Origin of the sequence: Pararhizobium sp. O133 (assembly GCF_051669845.1) — a bacterium.
Taxonomy (GTDB): domain Bacteria; phylum Pseudomonadota; class Alphaproteobacteria; order Rhizobiales; family Rhizobiaceae; genus Pararhizobium.
Window position 1 is genome coordinate 489,764 of the sequence record NZ_CP196427.1, and the last position, 19,508, is coordinate 509,271.

General features: G+C 62.7%; 18 protein-coding genes and 1 riboswitch. Of the genes, 15 read left to right on the forward strand and 3 right to left on the reverse strand.

The genetic code is table 11. From position 1 onward, the window contains the following. Window positions 1–8 precede the first annotated feature (8 nt). The 13 genes from ACST81_RS24675 (at window position 9) to ACST81_RS24735 (ending at window position 14,358) form a co-directional block, all read left to right on the forward strand. A complete protein-coding gene (locus tag ACST81_RS24675; protein WP_438754135.1) occupies window positions 9–1,616 on the forward strand; it encodes a carboxyl transferase domain-containing protein in 1,608 nt (535 codons plus the stop codon). Window positions 1,617–1,627: 11 nt separating this feature from the next. Further along, window positions 1,628–2,011 (forward strand): RidA family protein, encoded by a 384-nt coding sequence (locus ACST81_RS24680; protein WP_438754137.1) that lies wholly within the window; start codon window positions 1,628–1,630, stop codon window positions 2,009–2,011. Between the two features lie 12 nt (window positions 2,012–2,023). Beyond that, window positions 2,024–4,009 (forward strand): acetyl-CoA carboxylase biotin carboxylase subunit, encoded by a 1,986-nt coding sequence (locus ACST81_RS24685; protein WP_438754139.1) that lies wholly within the window; start codon window positions 2,024–2,026, stop codon window positions 4,007–4,009. Continuing rightward, window positions 4,006–4,881 (forward strand): hydroxymethylglutaryl-CoA lyase, encoded by an 876-nt coding sequence (locus tag ACST81_RS24690; protein WP_438754141.1) that lies wholly within the window; start codon window positions 4,006–4,008, stop codon window positions 4,879–4,881. The genes ACST81_RS24685 and ACST81_RS24690 overlap by 4 nt, the downstream gene beginning before the upstream one ends. Next, complete coding sequence (locus ACST81_RS24695; RefSeq protein WP_438754142.1) at window positions 4,878–5,669, forward strand: crotonase/enoyl-CoA hydratase family protein; 792 nt, start codon at window positions 4,878–4,880, stop codon at window positions 5,667–5,669. The genes ACST81_RS24690 and ACST81_RS24695 overlap by 4 nt, the downstream gene beginning before the upstream one ends. A 77-nt stretch (window positions 5,670–5,746) precedes the next feature. Continuing rightward, window positions 5,747–6,118: an antitoxin Xre/MbcA/ParS toxin-binding domain-containing protein gene (locus tag ACST81_RS24700; protein ID WP_062578326.1), complete on the forward strand. Its 372-nt coding sequence runs from the start codon at window positions 5,747–5,749 to the stop codon at window positions 6,116–6,118. Beyond that, window positions 6,111–6,626, forward strand: coding sequence for an RES family NAD+ phosphorylase (locus ACST81_RS24705; protein WP_438754145.1), 516 nt, complete (start codon window positions 6,111–6,113; stop codon window positions 6,624–6,626). Before ACST81_RS24700 ends, ACST81_RS24705 begins: the two co-directional genes overlap by 8 nt. Before the next feature lie 109 nt (window positions 6,627–6,735). Beyond that, window positions 6,736–7,953: an ROK family transcriptional regulator gene (locus ACST81_RS24710; protein WP_438754147.1), complete on the forward strand. Its 1,218-nt coding sequence runs from the start codon at window positions 6,736–6,738 to the stop codon at window positions 7,951–7,953. 289 nt (window positions 7,954–8,242) lie between these two features. Beyond that, window positions 8,243–9,997, forward strand: a complete 1,755-nt coding sequence (locus ACST81_RS24715; protein ID WP_438754148.1) for a tetratricopeptide repeat protein — start codon at window positions 8,243–8,245, stop codon at window positions 9,995–9,997. A 129-nt stretch (window positions 9,998–10,126) separates the two neighbouring features. Next, on the forward strand, window positions 10,127–10,915 hold the full coding sequence (locus tag ACST81_RS24720) for an SDR family NAD(P)-dependent oxidoreductase (RefSeq protein WP_438754150.1): 789 nt from the start codon (window positions 10,127–10,129) through the stop codon (window positions 10,913–10,915). 89 nt (window positions 10,916–11,004) lie between these two features. Beyond that, window positions 11,005–11,247, forward strand: a riboswitch (cobalamin riboswitch). Window positions 11,248–11,504: 257 nt separating this feature from the next. Next, the gene (locus ACST81_RS24725; RefSeq protein ID WP_438754152.1) at window positions 11,505–12,548 is read left to right on the forward strand and encodes an ABC transporter substrate-binding protein; all 1,044 of its coding nucleotides are present in this window, start codon (window positions 11,505–11,507) and stop codon (window positions 12,546–12,548) included. A gap of 89 nt (window positions 12,549–12,637) precedes the next feature. Then, window positions 12,638–13,597, forward strand: a complete 960-nt coding sequence (locus tag ACST81_RS24730) for a FecCD family ABC transporter permease (RefSeq protein ID WP_438754586.1) — start codon at window positions 12,638–12,640, stop codon at window positions 13,595–13,597. A 41-nt stretch (window positions 13,598–13,638) separates the two neighbouring features. After that, the gene (locus tag ACST81_RS24735) at window positions 13,639–14,358 is read left to right on the forward strand and encodes an ABC transporter ATP-binding protein (protein ID WP_438754588.1); all 720 of its coding nucleotides are present in this window, start codon (window positions 13,639–13,641) and stop codon (window positions 14,356–14,358) included. Between the two features lie 50 nt (window positions 14,359–14,408). Here ACST81_RS24735 and ACST81_RS24740 read toward each other — a convergent pair whose 3' ends face one another. Together ACST81_RS24740 and ACST81_RS24745 are read right to left on the reverse strand one after the other, a co-directional pair. Continuing rightward, entirely contained in the window at window positions 14,409–15,401 is a 993-nt protein-coding gene (locus ACST81_RS24740; protein ID WP_438754154.1) for a substrate-binding domain-containing protein, read from the reverse strand. 44 nt (window positions 15,402–15,445) lie between these two features. Next, window positions 15,446–16,426 carry an NAD-dependent epimerase/dehydratase family protein gene (locus ACST81_RS24745; protein ID WP_438754156.1) on the reverse strand — a complete coding sequence of 327 codons (981 nt, stop codon included), beginning with the start codon at window positions 16,424–16,426 and terminating at the stop codon, window positions 15,446–15,448. Between the two features lie 222 nt (window positions 16,427–16,648). On the opposite strand from ACST81_RS24745, the gene ACST81_RS24750 reads away from it, so the two are divergent. Next, window positions 16,649–17,419, forward strand: coding sequence for an ATP-binding cassette domain-containing protein (locus ACST81_RS24750; protein WP_438754158.1), 771 nt, complete (start codon window positions 16,649–16,651; stop codon window positions 17,417–17,419). Between the two features lie 38 nt (window positions 17,420–17,457). Next, on the forward strand, window positions 17,458–18,456 hold the full coding sequence (locus ACST81_RS24755; RefSeq protein ID WP_438754161.1) for an ABC transporter permease: 999 nt from the start codon (window positions 17,458–17,460) through the stop codon (window positions 18,454–18,456). A gap of 21 nt (window positions 18,457–18,477) precedes the next feature. Here the strand turns inward: ACST81_RS24755 and ACST81_RS24760 are convergent, their stop codons facing one another. Next, window positions 18,478–19,470 carry a Gfo/Idh/MocA family protein gene (locus ACST81_RS24760; RefSeq protein ID WP_438754163.1) on the reverse strand — a complete coding sequence of 331 codons (993 nt, stop codon included), beginning with the start codon at window positions 19,468–19,470 and terminating at the stop codon, window positions 18,478–18,480. Between the last annotated feature and the right edge of the window lie 38 nt (window positions 19,471–19,508).

The window sequence follows — 19,508 nt, forward strand, 5'->3', positions numbered from 1 at the left end:
GAACATGCATGGCTGTCATCCGCTCGCAAATTTCAACCTCGTCGGAGACGTTCCGTGCCAATAGCGCGGCGATGGCGGAGGCAATGCGTGTGGTCGAGGAGGCAGCAACGCTGGCGGCTGGCGGCGGCGGTGAGGGTGCGCGGGAACGCCATGTCGGCCGCGGCAAGATGCTGCCGCGCGACCGGGTGGCGCAACTGATCGATCCGGCGACGCCCTTCCTGGAAATCGGGCTGACGGCCGCGCATGGTCTCTACAATGACGAGGCACCGGCGGCCGGCCTGATCACCGGTATCGGACGGGTGTCTGGCCGCGACTGCATGATCGTCTGCAACGACGCCACTGTCAAAGGCGGCACCTATTATCCGATGACGGTGAAGAAACATTTGCGGGCACAGGAGATCGCCGCGGAAAACAACCTGCCGTGCCTCTACCTAGTCGATTCCGGCGGCGCCAACCTGCCGAACCAGGACGAGGTCTTTCCCGACCGTGAGCATTTCGGTCGCATCTTCTATAACCAGGCCAACATGTCGGCTGCCGGCATCCCGCAGATCGCTGTCGTCATGGGTTCCTGCACAGCGGGCGGCGCCTATGTGCCGGCCATGTCGGATGAGGCCATCATCGTCGAGGGGCAGGGGACCATCTTCCTGGCCGGGCCGCCGCTGGTGCGTGCCGCGACAGGCGAGGTGGTCTCGGCGGAGGATCTGGGTGGCGGGGATGTGCATACGCGGCTTTCCGGTGTCGCCGATCATCTGGCCCGCGATGACGCGCATGCCCTGGCGCTTGCCCGCCGCGCCGTCACCAATCTCAACCGTCCGAAGATCGCAACGGTAGAGCGGCAGGTACCGGAAGAGCCGCACTATGATCCGGAGGAAATTGCCGGCATCGTGCCTGTCGATCTGCGCACGCCCTACGATATCCGCGAAGTCATTGCCCGCATCGTCGATGGCTCGCGGCTGGACGAGTTCAAGGCGCGTTATGGCACGACGCTGGTCTGTGGCTTTGCCCATGTGCACGGCATTCCCATAGGCATTATCGCCAACAATGGCGTGCTGTTTTCGGAATCGGCCTTGAAGGGCGCGCATTTCGTCGAACTGTGCTCGCAGCGCAAGACCCCGCTGGTTTTCCTGCAGAACATCACCGGCTTCATGGTGGGGCGAAAATACGAGACCGAAGGCATCGCCAAGCACGGCGCCAAGCTGGTAACGGCAGTGGCGACGACCAACGTGCCGAAGATCACCATGCTGGTCGGAGGCTCCTTTGGTGCGGGCAATTACGGCATGGGCGGGCGGGCCTTTTCGCCGCGCTTCCTGTGGACCTGGCCGAACAGCCGGATTTCCGTCATGGGCGGCGAGCAGGCGGCCGGCGTGCTGGCGACCGTGCGCGGCGAGGCGCTGAAACGCGCCGGCACGCCCTGGAGCGAGGACGACGAGGCGAAATTCAAGAAGCCGGTGCTCAGTCTGTTCGAAACGCAGAGCCATCCGCTCTATGCCTCGGCAAGGCTCTGGGACGATGGCATCATCGACCCGCGCAAGAGCCGCGACGTGCTGGCTCTGTCCCTTTCGGCGGCGCTCAACGCACCGATCGGCGATACCCGTTTTGGCCTGTTCAGGATGTGAGGAGAATGAGCATGAAACGCGACGTTTTCAACGCAAAGAATGCCCCGCAACCACGCGGCGGCTATTCCCAGGCCGTACGGCTGGAAGACTTCAGCCGGGTTCTGTTCGTCAGCGGACAAATCCCGACCGACACGGACGATGTGCTGGCCTCGGGTTTCGAGGCGCAGGCGCGGCAGGTCTGGCACAATATCGATGCGCAACTGAAGGCGGCCGGCATGGGCAAGGACGATATCGTCAAGGTGACGACCTATCTTTCCGACCGACACCACACGATGGCCAATCGCGAGATCCGCAGCGAATATCTCGGCAGCCTGGCGCCGGCAATGACGGTGGTGATCGCCGGAATCTTCGACGAGGCCTGGCTGCTCGAAGTCGAAGTGATCGCCGCGCAATAACCGGGACAGCCGATGTTTTCGAAGATCCTCATTGCCAATCGCGGCGAGATCGCCTGCCGGATCATCCGCACCGCGCGACGGCTTGGCGTGCGCACCGTCGCCGTCTATTCCGATGCGGACGCGGCGGCGCTGCATGTCGAACTGGCGGACGAAGCCTTCCGGATCGGCCATGCGGCGGCAAGCGAGAGCTATCTGTCGATCGAGCGGATTCTGGCGGCGGCCGAACGGTCGGGCGCGCAGGCCATTCATCCCGGCTACGGCTTCCTGTCGGAAAATGCCGACTTCGCCGAGGCGATCGAGGCGGCCGGTCTCGTCTTCATCGGTCCGTCACCATCAGCCATTCGCGCCATGGGCCTCAAGGATGCGGCAAAGGCGCTGATGGAACAGTCGGGCGTGCCTGTCGTTCCCGGCTATCACGGCGACAACCAGGATGCGGAATTTCTCGCGGGCCAAGCGGATGAGATCGGCTATCCCGTCCTGATCAAGGCACGGGCGGGCGGCGGCGGCAAAGGGATGCGGCGGGTCGATGACCCCGCTAATTTCGCGGCCTCCCTGGCAGCGGCGCAGCGCGAGGGCATGGCGGCCTTCGGCGATGGCGCGGTGCTGATCGAGAAATATCTGCTGCGGCCGCGCCATATCGAGATCCAGGTGTTTGGCGACCGCCACGGCAATGTCGTGCATCTGTTCGAACGCGACTGCTCGCTGCAACGGCGGCACCAGAAGGTGATCGAGGAGGCGCCCGCACCGGGCATGACCGCGGAAATGCGCCGGGCGATGGGCGACGCGGCCGTGCGCGCGGCCCGTGCCATCGATTATTGTGGCGCCGGCACGGTGGAGTTCATCGCCGATGTGTCGAGCGGCCTGTGGCCCGACAAGTTCTTCTTCATGGAGATGAACACGCGCCTGCAGGTCGAGCATCCCGTAACCGAGGCGATCACCGGCATCGATCTCGTCGAGTGGCAATTGCGGGTGGCGAGCGGCGAGCCGCTGCCGATGCAGCAATCCGATCTTTCGATCGAGGGCTGGTCCTTCGAGGCGCGGGTCTATGCCGAAGATCCGGCCCGCGGCTTCCTGCCGTCGACGGGAACGCTCTCGCATCTGGCTTTCCCGAGCAGCGGGGTGCGGGTGGATGCCGGCGTGCGACAAGGCGACCGGGTCAGCACCCATTACGATCCGATGATTGCCAAGCTGATCGTGCACGGCCCGACCCGGACGGCAGCCTTGGCCAATTTGGCCGCGGCACTCGACGGCAGCCATATCGGCGGCGTCGCCAACAATCTGGACTTTCTGTCCCGCCTCAGCCGCCAGCAGGATTTCACCTCCGGTTATCCCGATACCGGGCTGATCGACCGCGAGGTGGAGAGCCTCACCATGGGCGAGCCGCCGGCCGATACGGTCCTGGCGCTTGCCGCCGTCTTCTCCCTCAATGCCCTGAGCATGCCGACGGCCGGCGATCCCTGGACTTCTCTCGGACATTGGCAGCTCTGGGGACAGGCGACGCGGACGACGACGCTCGACCGGGCGGGCGACCACCATGTGATCCGCGTCGCAGCGCGAGGCCACGACCTGTTTGCCGTCCATGTTGGCGGCCGCGTCATTCCCGTACGGGTCGGCAGTCGGTTCGAAGGTGGTTGCCATGCCGAGGTCGAAGGCCGGCAAACACGGGTCGAGGTGCTGGAGCGACCGCACGGCCTGACATTGATCGTCGACGGCAAGACCCATGATTTCCACTTGCCGGATCCGCTCGACGCCATCGCAGTGGCGGAAGCCGGCAGCGATCGTCTGGTGGCACCCATGCCCGGATTGATCAAGCTGGTGCGGGTCCGCGAGGGCGACGCGGTCGCCAAGGGCGACGCACTGATCGTCATGGAGGCGATGAAGATGGAACTGACCCTGTCAGCCACTCGCGACGGCATTGTCGAAAGCCTGCATGTGGCCGAGGGCGACCAGACCAGCGAGGGCGCGGTGCTGCTGGCGCTGAAGACCGAGAGTGCATGATGGTTGCGAACAAGGGTTCAAGCCGCGTCTCGATCGTCGAAATGGCGCCGCGCGACGGGCTGCAGAACGAGGCGGTGCTGATCGACACGAACGCGAAGATCAGGCTGGTCGACATGCTGTCCGCCTGTGGTTTCGAGCGCATCGAGGTGACCAGCTTCGTCAGCCCGAAATGGGTACCACAACTCGCCGATGCGGCGGAAGTCATGGCCGGAATCACCCGCAACGAAAAGGTTCGCTACGCCGCACTGACACCTAATCTCAAGGGGTTCGAGGCAGCGCTGGCGGCGGGTGCGGATGAGATGGCGATCTTTGCCTCGGCGTCGGAAAGTTTTTCGCGGCACAATATCAATTGCTCGATCGACGAGAGCATCGAGCGGTTCCGTCCGGTGGCGGAGGCCGCCGCCGCGCAGGGGATTCCCATGCGCGGCTATGTCAGTTGCGCCGTCGAATGTCCTTATGAGGGGGCGATCGCGCCGGAAAGCACGGCTGGTGTTGCCGACCGCCTCCTCGCCTTGGGCTGTCACGAAATCAGCTTGGGTGACACGATCGGTCGGGGCAGGCCGGAGGCGATCGATACGATGCTGGCACGGGTGCTGGACACCATTCCTGCCACTCGGCTTGCCGGGCATTTTCATGACACGGCGGGGCGGGCGCTGGACAATATCGGGGTTGCGCTGGAGCGCGGCATAAGGGTGTTCGACGCATCCGTGGGCGGGCTCGGAGGCTGCCCCTATGCGCCGGGCGCGAAGGGCAATGTCGATACGCTGGCGGTCGATCGGTATGTGACGGCGCGAGGGTTCGAGACCGGGCTCTCACAGCCGGCCCTGGAAGAGGCATCGACCTTTGCCCGCAGCTTGAGGAGCATGCCATGACCTTCGAAACGATCCGGCTTGCGACGGACGCGCGCGGCGTGGCGCGCCTGACGCTTGCCTGTCCGGAAAAGCACAACGCATTGTCGGCCACGATGATCGAGGAACTGACGGTGGTGGCCGGTCAACTGAGTCAGGACGCAACCATTCGCGTCGTGGTTCTGGCCGGGGAGGGAGCGAGCTTCTGTGCCGGCGGCGATCTCGGCTGGATGAAGGCACAGGTCGATGCCGATCGCGTGACGCGGATGGCCGGGGCACGACGATTGGCGCTGATGTTCCAGGCGTTGAACGAAATATCCAGGCCGGTCATCGCCGCGGTCCAAGGCAACGCCTTTGGCGGCGGCATCGGTCTTCTCAGCATTGCCGACGTGGCGATCGCCGCAGACAGCGCCAAGTTCGGACTGACGGAGACCCGGCTCGGGCTGATCCCGGCGACCATCAGCCCCTATGTCATGGCGCGGATCGGCGAGGGGCGGGCGCGGCCGTTGTTCATGTCGGCAAGGATCATCGATGCGCGGGAAGCGCAAGCGGTGGGTCTGTTGGCGCGGGTCGTGCCGGCGGACGGCCTGGATGCAGCGGTCGATGCGGAGATCCAGCCCTATCTGCAGGTCGCTCCCGGCGCTGCCGGCGCCTCGAAGGCGCTTGCACGATCGCTCGGCATGCCGATCACCGATGATGTCATCGAGGCGACAATCGAGCGGCTGGCCGACACCTGGGAAACAGAAGAGGCGCGCGAGGGTATCTCGGCCTTCTTGGAAAAGCGCAAGCCACGCTGGCAAAATCCCGCTTGACGATATCTGAGCTTGTAATGCACGGGATTTGAGCCTATTTTGATGGTGTGACCATCAAAATTCGATTGGATCGTGCCATGACAGCCCTGAGCTTCGACATGACGGCAAGCCGCTTCGGTGACGGGCAGTCGCCGTTCCTGTCGGCGTCGCGCGTTTCCGAACAGCTCGGCGTCACCCTGTCGGAACTCGCCCGCCTGATCGGCGTCGCCCGCAACACGCTGACGGCGAAATCCGGCGCGCGCAAGGTGGACAGCGCGCTGAGTCAGGTCGTGCGCATCCTCGCCATGGCCAGCGAAATGGCCGGCGACCAGAACCGGGCGACGATCTGGTTCAAGCACCAACCCATTCCCGGCTGGGCCGGCAAGACGGCCTATGATCTGGTGAGCGAGGGCAAATCGGACAAGGTGCTGGCCTATCTCGAGGCGGTACGGTCCGGCGTTTATGCCTGACAAGACCATCAAGGCAATGCAGTTGTGGCGCGCCTTCGTGCCCAAATGGGCCTTTGCGCCGCTATCGGGCGAGGGCGCCTCGCGTTTCGGTGGCCGCTGGAACCCGGTTGGCGCGCCGACCGTCTATGCCGCCCGCGAGCTTTCGACCGCCTGGGCCGAATACAACCAGGGTTTCGTGCAGCATCCGGCGCTGATCGCCCAACTGGAACTCAGGAACGCGATGCTGGCGGATCTGACAGATGATGACATGCTCGCCGACTTCGGCTGTCCCGCCGACATTCATCAATGCGAATGGCGCATGCACTTGGATAAGGGTGAGGTGCCGGAGACCCACCGCCTGCGCTTGGCGCTGATCGACCTCGGATATGATGGATTGATCTATCCGTCCTTCATGTCGCCTGGTGGCTCCTGCGTTGCGCTTTGGCGATGGAATGGACCGGGTGCACCGCATCTCGACGTCGTCGATCCCGATGGACGCTTGCCGAAGACACCTGCATCCTGGCTTTGATCTCGTTTTCGTCCGCACGAGAGGCGCCGTCGGTCCACGCCATTTTCGTTTGACAGATTTCCGCGCGTCTCTATTAGTTCGGATACAGAACGAATTAATAGAGGTGACTGTGAGCGAAACCCTGCGTCTCTCCCGAAAGTTCTCCCAGCGCGCGGTGATGGAGGCGATCATCCAGAATGGCCCGATCTCCCGCGCCTCGATCGCCAAGCAGACCGGGCTTTCCAAGCAGACGATTTCCGAGATTGTCCGGCAGTTGGAAGAGGACGAATGGGTGCGGGAAACCGGGCGCACCAGCGGTCATGTCGGCCGCAGCGCCGTCACTTACGAGCTTGTTCCCGACGCCGCCTATATCGCCGCCGTCGATCTCGGCGGCACCAAGATCCACCTTGCGCTCACCGATCTCGCCTGCCAGGTCTTCACCGAGGAAGTCGCATCGACCGATCGCCGTGGTGGCCAGTTCGTCGTTGACCAAATCGCCGCGCTCTGCCGGCAGGCGGCACGTCATCTCGGCATCGCGCAGGAACGGATCAGGATCGCCGTGATCGGCGCGCCCGGGGCGCCCGACATCACCACCGGCCGCATCCTGATGGCGCCGAATATCGCCGATTTCGACACGATGAACGTCGCCGCCGCTTTCGAGGCGGCGCTGGGCATGGCGGTCATCCTGGAAAACGACGTCAATCTGGCGGTTCTCGGTGAAAACTGGCTCGGCCAGGGGCAGGGCATCGACAATCTCGCCTTCATCGCCGTCGGCACCGGTATCGGCGGCGGACTGATGGTCGGCGGCCAACTGGTGCGGGGCGCGACAAATGCAGCTGGTGAGCTCGGCTTTCTGCCGTTTGGCGCCGATCCCTTCGAGCCCGAATCCCTGCGAACGGGCGCCTTCGAGCGCGTCGCGGCTTCGATCGCCATCGTGGAAAGCTACCGTGCTGCGAGCGGCGAGACAGTAACCGTTCCCATGATTTTCGAGCGGGCGGCGGCGGGTGATCGACATGCGTCGGAAACCCTGGATGAAACCGCGAAATATCTCGCCCGGGGCATCAGTGCGATTGCGGCTATCGCCAATCCGCAGAAGGTGATCATGGGCGGATCGATCGGTCTGAGACCAGAGCTGATAGAGCGGGTGCGCGCCTTCCTCCCCTCCTGTTTTCCCCATCCGGTCGAGATCGAGGCAAGCCAGCTCGGCCCGCGCGCGGCCATCGTCGGCGCGGCTGCGATCGGGCTTGGGCATATCCACAATGCGCTGTTCGGCGCCGATGCTCCCGACGGACGGATGTCACTGCCGCCGGCGGAAACAGTGAGCTTCAGCGAGACGGGGCGGCGCTAGGCGGAAGGGAGATCCGCAGCCTGCGCGCCCTTTGCCCTTCATCTTCGACAGCTTACATCGCTTAAAATCTTCGATGAATATTCTTTCAACAAATCAAATACATTCGGTTTCTCACCTTGGCATCCAGGAGGCGTATCAGTAATAAACAGATTACCTCCGCTTTATGATTTTCGAAACGGTGCGGGGATTTTCCCACATTTTGTTGTGCTTCTTTTCAACAGGAAGCGTTTGACCTCTCTGCCGGATTGGTGTGTTACTGACACTTCGAGTTGAATGCTTGGGGGCAAGCATGAGCGGCAAGCAAACAATCGAGCGGTCGACCTGCGAACGGATCGGACATATGGAGGGCCAGGCGGAAGTCGAGCGGCTGCTCACCGATCCGCGGTTTCAATCCCCCGAGCGCAACAGAAGCTTCCTCCGCTTCATCTCCACCGAATTTTTTGAAGGTCGCGCCGAGGCTATCAAAGCCTATACGATCGCCGTCGATGTCTTTGGCCGGCCGCCCAATTTCGACCCCTCCGTCGATCCGATCGTCCGCATCGAGGCCACGCGCCTGCGCGCGGCACTGACACAATATTACGATGCGCATGGCAACCGGACCAATATCCGCATCGATCTTCCGCGCGGCCGTTACGTGCCGGTTTTCACCCGCGTCGTGCTGGAGGAAACGAACAGTGACGCGGATGCCGAAATCAATTGCCCGCTTCCTGTTATCGAGATCGAGCCGGCGGCACCGACAACCCGAAGCCGGCAATGGGCGTGGATATCCAGCGCCGGCGTCGCCTTCACCTGGCTGCTCGCTGGCGGCGGCATAGCCGCCTACCTTATCACCGGCGGTTTCGGCACCTGGAGACAGGGAAGTTTCACATACAAGCCGATGGTCTCCGTCGTCATGGATGGCGACAGCAATCCGGACGCTGAAAACATCCGTGACTATCTGATGGTGGCGATGTCGCAGTTCCAGACGGTGCGCCTCTCGTCAGCCACAGGGACTTCCGCCTCGGTGCTTGGGCAATGGGCCGGCTCGTCGCTGGCATCCTCCCTCCGTGGCAAGGCGCCGCAGCAAATCTATCAAATCGTCCTCAAATACGAGACGGTTGCCCATGAACGCCTCGTCTGGTGGCAGGTGGAAAATGCGGAAACCGGCGAAGCTCTGCTCTCCGGTGTCGAACGCCAACTCGAACGGGCCGTGGGCATCACGCCGAAGAACTGGGAGCTTGCCAGCAGTCTGGCACGAAAACTCGCCGGCACGCGTGGCGTCATCAACAATATCGAGACGCTGCGCGATCTCGACGATCCCTCGCTCGGCAATGGCTGTGTGCTGAGAGCGAAGGCTGCTTTGGGACATGGCGATGCGCAGGAGATCGCCGGCACGCGTGATTGCCTGGAGCTGACGCTGACGACCACCCCCAACGACGCTGGCGCCAAGGCGGAACTGGCGATCGTGCTTCTGGCCATGGATTCTCCGGAGGTGCCGACCCTGCTCTCCGACCGCGCCCGCAAGCTGGCAAACGACGCCGTCCTGCTGGCGCCGTTTTCCGACCGCAGCCGATATGCGCTGATGATAAGCCAGTTCCAGACCGGCCAGATCCTGGCAGCGATCGAGACCGGCTATACCGGCATGACGCTCAACCCCAACAACAGCGATATCCCGGCGCGACTGGGACTTTATCTCTTTACCATCGGCCGATGGGAAGAAGGCAAGGGGCTGGCATTCAGGGCGACGCGGCTGGAAAGCGACGTGCTTCCCGACGTGTTGTTGACACGCGCGCTCAGTGCTTATCGCATCGGTCGTTTCGAAGACGCCCTGTCGCTCTCGCTTCAACTCGGCCCATCGCGGAATTTCCTGGCCAACGTCATCGAAGTCGCAGCAACCGGGCAGTTGGGCAGGGTGCGGGACGCGTCGGAAGCGATGCGGAGTTTGTCCTACAATCGCGGCTTCGAAGACCTCTTTCGCGCCAGCATGACGGCTCGCCAATTTACGCCAAAAATGACGGAACTGCTGATCACGGGATTGCGGAAAGCAATCGAATCCCGGTCTTGAACGCCAGGCCGCGCGGCAAAAGTCATCAATATCAGAACCTGCGAGACTGGGCGTAAAGAGGCTGGCTAATCGCGCGCCGGACGCTATTCTCCCGTCCGGCAATTTTGCTGGATTTATCGAGGACGGGATATGGCAGAGGCACTGTGGAACGGGATCAGGATTCCCGATTTGGACGGAAAGACCGTCCTGATCACCGGGGCATCGACGGGGATCGGCGCGGCGCTGGTGCGCGCATTTTCAGCCCAGGGCGCAAGCGTCGCCATCCACTATAACGAGAGCAAGCAGCCGGCGGCGGATCTGCTCGCCGAGGTTACCGGCACCGGCGGCAAGGCCGTTCTGGTGCAGGGCGACGTCTCGGCCGACGGCGTGACCGAACGGGTGGTGGAAGAAGCCGCCGCTCATTTTGGCCGTCTGGACGGGCTGATCAACAATGCCGGCGGCATGCTTGGTCGCGTGGCGACCTCGGAAATGAGCGATGCTCATTATGAGCGCGTCATGGACCTCAATGCCCGCTCCGTCCTTGCAGCGACGCGGGAAGCGCATCCCTGGCTGAAGAAACAAGGCGGCTTCATCATCAACACGACATCGATCGCCGCCCGCAACGGCGGCGGCAATGGTGCCATTCTCTATGCGGCTTCCAAGGGTTTCGTCTCGACCATCACGCGTGGCCACGCCAAGGAATTTGCCGGCGACAATATCCGAGTCAACGCTGTTGCGCCGGGTATCATCGCCACGCCGTTCCATGATCGCTATACCAGCCCGGAAATGCTGGACGCACAGCGCAAGACCGTGCCGATGGGCCGCGTTGGAACGCCTGAGGAGTGCGTGGGAACCTACCTGTTCCTCGCCTCGCCGACGCTGTCCGGCTACATCACCGGCCAGATCATCGAGGTCAATGGCGGCCAGCTGATGCCTTGACCCGGCGATACGCCCGGGTTTTTCGGACACCTTGAAACGGCCGGCGGCGCGCGGCCGTTTTCCGTGACTTGACGACAATACAGCGCTCGGACTAAGTCAAGCATGACGGTTCCCCGATGGATGACTTCGAGGGGATTAATAGGGAACACGGTGCGGAAGACCCAACAGGGACCAAGACCGTGGCTGCCCCCGCAACTGTAAGCGGATTGCCGATCGCCCATGTGATACCTCAATGGTGTCATGCCACTGCCGGACCTTAGGGTTCAGGCGGGAAGGCAGGCGAGAGACAGATATCCGCGAGCCAGGAGACCTGCCGTCGAAAGCAAATCCACAAACCCGGGCGGGGTTGCCCGGAACAGGAGCCCAAATGACCACTTTCGACCGCCCCATCCCGCATCCATCCTCGATTCCTTCTCGAACGGAACGTTTCGCCTGCGTTTAGGCGCCCCGAAAACCGCGTCTTCGTGACAGCGAGCCGGTCTCGTCCGGCTACGCGCATCGCGCAATCGCGTTTTCTTTCCGTTTCCGATCCCAATCCTCGAAGCGCGTACAAACCCTGCGCCCGCTTTCGTTTTTCAAGAAGGTTATCATGCCATACACATCCATTCGCGCCTCCCGCTGGCTGACATCGCTTTCGGCGGCTCTCCTTGCGCTCACCGGCTTCTCCGCCCCGACCTTTGCCGACGCGACGACCTATCCGCTTCAGCTCACCAATTGCGGCCAGACCGTCACGTTCGACAAGGCGCCGACAAAAATCGTGTCGATCGGCCAGGGCATGACCGAAATCCTGTTCTCCCTCGGCCTTGCCGACAAGATTGCCGGCACCGCCGTCTGGGTCGGCCCGGTGCTGAAGAAATACGAGGCCGTCAACCAGTCGATCAAGCGGCTGGCGGACAATGATCCGAGCTTCGAATCCGTCGTCGGCCAGGAGCCTGATCTGGTTGCCGCCGAGTTCGAATGGCATGTCGGCCCGCAGGGTTCGGTCGGCAAGCGCGAGCAGTTTTCCGAACTGGGTATCAATTCCTATATCGCGCCGGCCGATTGCGCCGCCAAGATCAATACGGACGGCGGCGACGGCGTGCGCAAGGAACTCTTCACGATGGATCTGATCTATCAGGAAATCCATGAGCTTTCTGCGATCTTCGACGTCCAGGCTCGCGGCGACGCCCTCGTTGCCGACCTGAAGGCCCGTGAGGCGGCCGCCGTCGCATCGATCGGCAACGCCAAATCCAGCGCGCTCCCGATCGTGTTCTGGTTTTCCAGCAAGGAAGTCCAGGGCGACGCCTTCATCGCCGGCAAGAACAGCGCCCCGGCCCATATCCTGAAGGCACTCGGCGCGAAGAATGTCGTGACGACCGAGGAGGAATGGCCGCTGGTCGGCTGGGAAACGATCGCCGAAGCCAATCCGTCGGTCATCGTCATCGCCACCATGGACCGCCGCCGCTACGCCGCCGATGATCCGGCCGTGAAGATCGATTTCCTCGAAAAAGATCCCGTGACGAGCCAGCTCGACGCGGTGAAGAACAAGCGCTTCGTCCAGATGGACGCGCAGTCGATGAACCCGACCATCCGCACGATCGACGGCATCGAGATCCTGGCGCAGGGCATCAAATCCTTCGGATTGTCGCAGTGAGCCTTGCGATCAACCAACCGGTGCCGGTCGGTCGATGGTGGTGGGCGCGCCTCGCGCTCGCCGCTTCGACCTTTCTGGTGCTCGGATTCATGATCAGTCTCGCCGTTTCCATCGGCGAGATTTCCATTCCGCTGGCGACGACGGCGAAGGCGGTGGCCAATCGGCTGTTCGGCGCATCGTTCGAGCTCAGCCGCATCCATCAGGGCATCGTCTGGGATTATCGCCTCAGCCGCGCGCTGATGGCGGCAAGCGCCGGTGCAGCACTGGCGCTGTCTGGCGCGATCCTGCAGGCGCTGCTGCGCAATCCGCTGGCGGAACCCTATGTGCTCGGCATTTCCGCCGGCGCATCGACGGGTGCGGTCGCGGTGATGATCCTCGGTTTCGGCTATGGGGTGCTGACGCTCTCGACCGGCGCCTTCATCGGGGCCATTGTCGCTTTCGTGCTGGTCTCGGCGCTGGCAGCTGGTTCCGGCGGTGGTGCCGACCGGATCATTCTTGCAGGCGTCGCCGGGTCGCAGCTTTTCAATGCGCTAACCTCCTATATCGTCACAACCTCGGCCAATGCCGAACAGGCACGGGGTGTGATGTTCTGGTTGCTTGGCAGCCTGTCAGGCGTGCGCTGGGCGGATGTCTATCTCGCCGCACCGGTGGCGCTCATCGGCTTTTTCGCTGCGATGTTCTATGCCCGTGCGCTCGATGCCTTCACCTTCGGCGTCGATGCGGCCGCCTCCCTCGGCATCGCCGTCACCCGCGTTCGCATCGTCCTGCTCGGCGCAACGGCTTTGATGACGGCCGCCATGGTGAGCGTCGTCGGCTCGATCGGTTTCGTCGGCCTGGTCATCCCGCATGCAGCACGCTTCATCGTCGGCCCCGGCCACGGGCGGCTGCTGCCGGCCTCGGCGATGATCGGCGCCATCTTCATGGTGGCAGCGGACATCGTCTCGCGCGTCATCATTCCCCAGCAGATCCTGCCGATCGGCGTCGTCACCGCCCTGTTCGGCGCGCCGGCCTTCGCCCTCATCCTGTACAAGGCAAGGAGGCCGGTGTGAGCATTTCAGTTCGCGACGTCCATTGGTCGGCCGGCAACACGATGATCGTCAACGGCATCGATATAGAGGTGAAGCCGGGCGGAATGCTCGGCCTGCTCGGGCCGAACGGCTCGGGAAAATCAAGTCTGCTGCGGCTCATCTGCCGGCTGCGCAATGTAAAGAGCGGAATCATTTCGCTCGGGGATGCCGATATTGCCCGCATGCCGCGCCTGGATATCGCCAGACGGGTCGCCTTCGTCGAACAACAGGCGACGACTGATGCGCAGGTGACGGTCCTGGATGTCGTCCGGCTTGGCCGCACGCCGCATCGCGGACCGCTTTCGCCCTGGAACCTGGCCGACGATGCCGCCGTCAACGCGGCGCTCGATCATGTCGGCATGCGAGGACGGGCGCACCAGCTCTGGCACACGCTGTCCGGTGGCGAACGCCAACGCGTCCATATCGCCCGGGCGCTTGCGCAAGTACCGACCGAACTGTTGCTCGACGAGCCGACCAACCATCTCGATATCCAGCACCAGCTGGAAATCCTGTCGCTGGTCGCGCGCCTGCCGGTGACCAGCGTCGTCGCGCTGCACGATCTCAATCTGGCGGCGATGTTCTGCGATACGCTGGCGGTGCTGCATCGCGGGAAGGTGGTTGCAGCCGGTACGCCGGAAGAAGTTTTGACCGAGGATCTGATGGCCGATGTCTTTGGCGTCCGGGCCTTTGTCGAGCGTTCGGCCCATCATGGCCGCCAGCACATCCAGTACCGGATAGATTGAGGTTCGAAAAAAATCCGGAGCGCCCGCCAAAGGACGCTCCGGTATCGCGCTTACTTCTGGATGCAGGTATCGACCGTATCCTTGGTGCATTCGTCGAGGCCGGTGAAGACCGGATCTTCGACCGTCTTGCCTTCGATCAGGTCGATCATCACCGTCGGCGCCTTGTAGCCCATTTCGAACGGCCGCTGGCCGACGAGGGCGGTGACGAGGCCTTCCTTGGCGATCGCGACTTCATCGCCGATCGTATCGGCGGCGCCGATGACGAATTCGTTGCTGGCGATCTTGTCGGCCATCGGCTTGAACAGGTCACGGTAGGGCTGCGGCGCGCCGAACAGTGGCCAGCCACCCATGATGCCGAAGCCCACCAGATCGGGGTTGGCAGCCAGGATGTCGGTCATCGCCTGCACGCCCTTGGCACCGTCGTCATTGGTGAAGACCGGGCAACCGGCGACTTCGGTCCAGCCGCCTTCACCCTTCAGTTCGGTCAGGCCTTCCTTGCCCGACAGGGAATCGCGCCAACCCTGCGCACGGCGCAGGATGTTGTCGGCGCCCGGGTTGCCCTGGATCGAGCAGACCTTGCCGCCGGCCGGACGCGCTTCCTTCATGAAATCGCCGATGCGCTTGCCCATCAGATAGTTGTCGGTACCGAGATAGGTCTTGCGCAGCGCCGCATCCTCGACCGTCAGGTCGGCGTCGAGTGTCATGATCGGGATCGTCGGCGCGGCGGTCTTGATCGTCTGCGCGATCAGCTTGGCGTTGGATGGCGAGATCGCCATGGCCACCGTGCTCGGCTTGCCGAGCATGTCCTGGACGATCTGCGCTTCCCCGGCCTCGTCCGATGTCGAGGCGGGGCCTGTGTAGAAGCATTCGTATTCCGAGCTGGCGTTTTCCTTGTTCCATTTCTGGCAGCCCTGGTTGATCGCCTCGAAGAAGGGATTGTCGAGCCCTTTCACGACGATGACGAGCTGCTTTTTTTCCTGGGCCACGGCGGATCCCGCCACAAGGGCGAGTGTCGCGGCTGCAAGCAATAGTGCTTTTCTCATTGCTTCCTCCCATTGAAACGGCGAACGACGCGTCCGCCACACGACTAACCCGGATACCAGACGATGCGAGGATCAGTTGCCGAACGCTCGTATTGCCATGCCGAGTCAATAAGCAATTCCAGATCGTATTTCGGTTGCCAGCCCAGCAGGTACTTGGCCTTGCTGTTGTCCATCCAGTTGGAATGATACTGGCTGGGGATATCGATGCTGCCGAGGCGGCGCGTTGCCGCGAGGTGGTCCGCCACCGCCCGGTAATCCACCGGTCCGTCCATGCAGATGTTGAAGAGCTGCCGCTTGGCGCGCGGATTGTCGAGTGCCGCCAGGATGGCCGAAACCAGGTCCTCGACATGGACGAAATTCCGCTTCAGCGGCCGTCCATCCGCGTCGAGCAACAGCGGCACGGTTCCGTCCTTCGCGTAACGTCGCGCATCCTCTGCCGGCACCATCGCCTTCCAGTCCGGGCCGCCAAAGACGTCGTTCCCGAAAGACAATGTGTATTTGAAGTCGTCCTTCTCCATGATCCATGGCGCGCGCAGGCAGCAGCCGTTCAGGTCGTACTGGATGCCGAACTGTTCCAGCATCACCTCTTCGAGAACCTTTGATAGTGCGTAGCTACCCGGATAGGCCTGATGCGGGGTCTTCTCGGTAATCGGTCCGTCGTGACGGTAAAAGAAATGGCCAATTCCAGCATCGCCGCCGATGAGCATAAATTGCTGGGCCGTGGGACTGACACGGAACTCTTCGAGCAGCCAGAACAGCCCCTTGACCGTTACGTTCATGACGTCTTCCGGCGTTTCCTTGCAGGTGGCGAGATGGACGACATGGGTGACATCACGAAGCGCTGCGGTCACGACACCGCGATCGGCGATCGATCCCCGCGCTACCTCCATCCGGTGCGTTTCATCGCATGACCGGTTATGGCAAAGCGCACGAATGCGCGCATTAGCAAATCGCGGATCGTCAAGCAGCCCAGCGATGAAGTGCCGCCCGACCTTGCCGGTCGCCCCGGTAACAAGGATCAGCATGCTCGCCTCCCGCGAGCAGCTAATATCGGCATTTCTTTTTCGTCAACGGCTATTTGTAATATAATTCAAATATTCTCGCCACCCGACGTAAAGCCCGACATTCCATTGACGCTTGGGCGGTGTTTTGCATTAATGCGCCGTATTGTCATCCACGGGAGGAAATCTGGATGGCGCATTGCGGCTTTCGAACCTGCACTTTCGTGCGTGTTGAAGTTTTGCCGCATGCCTATTGGCGGGGAGGCTAGAAGGCTGGTGGCGGTTCTCGAACTGACCAATATTTCCAAACATTTCGGCGCCATCCAGGCGGTCAACGACGTCTCGTTCTCGCTCGAGGCCGGGCAGGTGGTCGGGCTGATGGGTGACAATGGCGCCGGCAAATCGACGCTGGTGAAGATGATCGCCGGCAATTTCCGCCCAAGCCACGGCACGCTCAGGCTCGACGGCAAGGAATTGGTCATGCACCGGCCGGTCGAGGCCCGTCAGCACGGCATCGAGATCGTCCATCAGGACCTTGCCTTGTGCAACAACCTGACGGCCGCCGCCAATGTATTTCTCGGCCGCGAACTGCGCCGGGGCGTCTGGCCGCTTCGCATCCTCGACTACAAGGCGATGTACCAGCGCGCCGGCGCCATCTTCAAGGAACTCAAGTCGGAGACGCGACCGCGCGATCTCGTCAAGCAGATGTCCGGCGGCCAGCGGCAGGCGGTGGCGATTGCCCGCACCATGCTGTCCGAAGCCAAGATCGTGCTGATGGACGAGCCGACGGCGGCCATTTCGGTGCGGCAGGTGGCGGAGGTGCTAAACCTCATCCGCCACCTGCGCGACAAGGGCATCGCCGTCGTGCTGATCAGTCACCGTATGCCGGACGTCTTCACGGTTGCCGACCGGGTGATCGTCATGCGCCGCGGCCGCAAGGTCGCCGACAAGGCGATCGCCGCGAGTTCGCCCGAGGAAGTGACCGGGCTGATCACCGGCGCGATCGAGCAGGTGTAATCAAGGCAAAACGGACACGACAGGGATATGAGGCCACGATGGCAGTAACGCTCGACCAGACGATCGAACACCGGCAGAGGAACTGGCTCGGCGCAGTCGTCAGCGGCCAAACCTTCTGGGTGCTGATCGCCGTCATCCTCGCCTGCGTCTTTCTGTCCTTTGCCACCGATTCCTTCGCGACGGCGAAAAACCTCTACAACATCACCCGCAATGTCACCTTCGTGGCGATCATCGCGCTCGGCATGACCATCGTTGTCATTACCGGCGGCATCGATCTCTCCGTCGGCTCCGTGCTCTGCCTCTGCAGCATGGTCGTGGCGGTGACCATGAATGCCGGCTACAGCATCGAGGTTGGAATTGCTGCCTCGATCGCCGTTGCGCTGATCGTCGGCGGGTTCAACGGCGTGCTCATCGCTTACCTCGGCTTTCCACCCTTCGTCGTGACACTCGGCATGCTGTCGATCGCGCGCAGTCTTGCCATGGTGGTCTCGAACAATACCGTCGTGTTCCAGTTCGGCCCGGATCATGACACGCTGCTGGCGCTCGGCGGCGGCGCTTGGCTGTTCGGCATTGCCAATCCGGTGCTCTACATGATCGTGCTGGCGCTCCTGACGGGCTTCGTGCTTCGCTGGACGCGCTTCGGTCGTTATGTCTTCGCCATCGGCGGCAACGAACATGCGGCCACCCTGACCGGTGTGCCGGTGCGGCGCATCAAGGTTGCCGTCTACATGATCTCGGCGCTGTCGGCCGGCATTGCCGGCATCATCCAGACCGGCTGGCTCGGCGCCGTCACCACCAATCTCGGCGCCGGCATGGAACTGCAGGTCATCGCCGCCGCCGTCATCGGCGGCGCCAATCTCGCCGGTGGCATCGGCACGGCCTTCGGCGCCCTGATCGGTGCCGCGCTGATCGAGATCATCCGCAACAGCCTCGGGCTGCTGGGCATCAACGCCTTCTGGCAGGGCGCCTTCATCGGCGGCGCGATCCTCCTCGCCGTCCTCTTCGACCGCATCCGCAATTTCCGGCAGAGCGAATAGCCCTGCCGGCCGGTATAGCGTTCAGGTGGTCGCGCGCTCCGTCGGGTAAACAAGGCCGATCTGCTTGCGGATCGTATCCAGCGTCGCCATGATCGCCACGCTGTCCTCCGGCGCCATGCGGGCCGAGGGCTTGCCGGAGCGGACGAGGGTTTCCATTTCGAAGGCCTGGAACTGCATGCCGCGCCCTTCGACCGTTTCCGTGAATTCCTCGATCACCGCGCCCTGCTGGTCTATTACCCTGAACGAGGTCGGCGCGTACCAGACGGAGGCGATCTCGATGCGCGCCTTCGTGCCATAGACGACGGCGACATTCGGTCCGGCGCAATCGAGCGCCGAGACGGTGTTGGAAATCGCACCGCCCTTGTGCTGCATCAGCGTTGCGACTTCGGCATCGACGCCGGTGTCCTTGAAACGGGCGACGGATGACACGGAGGAGGGCGCGCCCAGAATGTCGAAGGCAAACGAGATCGGGTAAATACCGAGATCGAGCAACGCGCCGCCGCCGAGTTCCAGCGCGTTCAGTCGATGCTTCGGATCGGTCGACAGGAATTGGCGGTGTTCCGCGGTCAGCGACCGCAGATCGCCCAGCGTTCCGGCCGTGATGATCTCGTGGATCCGCTTCATATGAGGCAGGAAGCGCGTCCACATGGCTTCCAGCACGATGAGGTTCTTTTCGCTTGCCTTCCTGGTGATTTCGCGCGCCTCGTCGGCGTTCAGCGTAAAGGGCTTTTCCACCAGAATATGCTTGCCGGCCTCCAGTGCCAGCAGGGCGGCGCTTACATGCTGGGGATGCGGCGTTGCAATATAGACGATGTCGACATCCGGATCGTCGACAAGATCCTCGTAACTCGCATGAGCTTTGGCGATGCCGAACCGATCGGCGAAAGTCCGGGCTTTTTCCGCCGACCGCGAACCGACCGCGGAGACCTTCAGGTTCGAGGCGATCAGGTCCTGCGTGAACAGTTCCGCGATCCAGCCGGTTGCCAGAATGCCCCAACCAAGTACCTTATCCATCTTCAATTCCTCCGCCCTGTCGATTGTGTTTCCGCCAA

Bases quoted from the DNA above. Each gene is read 5' to 3' on its own strand.
- ACST81_RS24675 (WP_438754135.1), top strand. From the start codon at position 9: ATGGCTGTCATCCGCTCGCAAATTTCAACCTCGTCGGAGACGTTCCGT.
- ACST81_RS24680 (WP_438754137.1), top strand. From the start codon at position 1,628: ATGAAACGCGACGTTTTCAACGCAAAGAATGCCCCGCAACCACGCGGC.
- ACST81_RS24685 (WP_438754139.1), top strand. From the start codon at position 2,024: ATGTTTTCGAAGATCCTCATTGCCAATCGCGGCGAGATCGCCTGCCGG.
- ACST81_RS24690 (WP_438754141.1), top strand. From the start codon at position 4,006: ATGATGGTTGCGAACAAGGGTTCAAGCCGCGTCTCGATCGTCGAAATG.
- ACST81_RS24695 (WP_438754142.1), top strand. From the start codon at position 4,878: ATGACCTTCGAAACGATCCGGCTTGCGACGGACGCGCGCGGCGTGGCG.
- ACST81_RS24700 (WP_062578326.1), top strand. From the start codon at position 5,747: ATGACAGCCCTGAGCTTCGACATGACGGCAAGCCGCTTCGGTGACGGG.
- ACST81_RS24705 (WP_438754145.1), top strand. From the start codon at position 6,111: ATGCCTGACAAGACCATCAAGGCAATGCAGTTGTGGCGCGCCTTCGTG.
- ACST81_RS24715 (WP_438754148.1), top strand. From the start codon at position 8,243: ATGAGCGGCAAGCAAACAATCGAGCGGTCGACCTGCGAACGGATCGGA.
- ACST81_RS24720 (WP_438754150.1), top strand. From the start codon at position 10,127: ATGGCAGAGGCACTGTGGAACGGGATCAGGATTCCCGATTTGGACGGA.
- ACST81_RS24725 (WP_438754152.1), top strand. From the start codon at position 11,505: ATGCCATACACATCCATTCGCGCCTCCCGCTGGCTGACATCGCTTTCG.
- ACST81_RS24730 (WP_438754586.1), top strand. From the start codon at position 12,638: ATGATCAGTCTCGCCGTTTCCATCGGCGAGATTTCCATTCCGCTGGCG.
- ACST81_RS24735 (WP_438754588.1), top strand. From the start codon at position 13,639: ATGATCGTCAACGGCATCGATATAGAGGTGAAGCCGGGCGGAATGCTC.
- ACST81_RS24740 (WP_438754154.1), bottom strand. From the start codon at position 15,401: ATGAGAAAAGCACTATTGCTTGCAGCCGCGACACTCGCCCTTGTGGCG.
- ACST81_RS24745 (WP_438754156.1), bottom strand. From the start codon at position 16,426: ATGCTGATCCTTGTTACCGGGGCGACCGGCAAGGTCGGGCGGCACTTC.
- ACST81_RS24750 (WP_438754158.1), top strand. From the start codon at position 16,649: ATGCCTATTGGCGGGGAGGCTAGAAGGCTGGTGGCGGTTCTCGAACTG.
- ACST81_RS24755 (WP_438754161.1), top strand. From the start codon at position 17,458: ATGGCAGTAACGCTCGACCAGACGATCGAACACCGGCAGAGGAACTGG.
- ACST81_RS24760 (WP_438754163.1), bottom strand. From the start codon at position 19,470: ATGGATAAGGTACTTGGTTGGGGCATTCTGGCAACCGGCTGGATCGCG.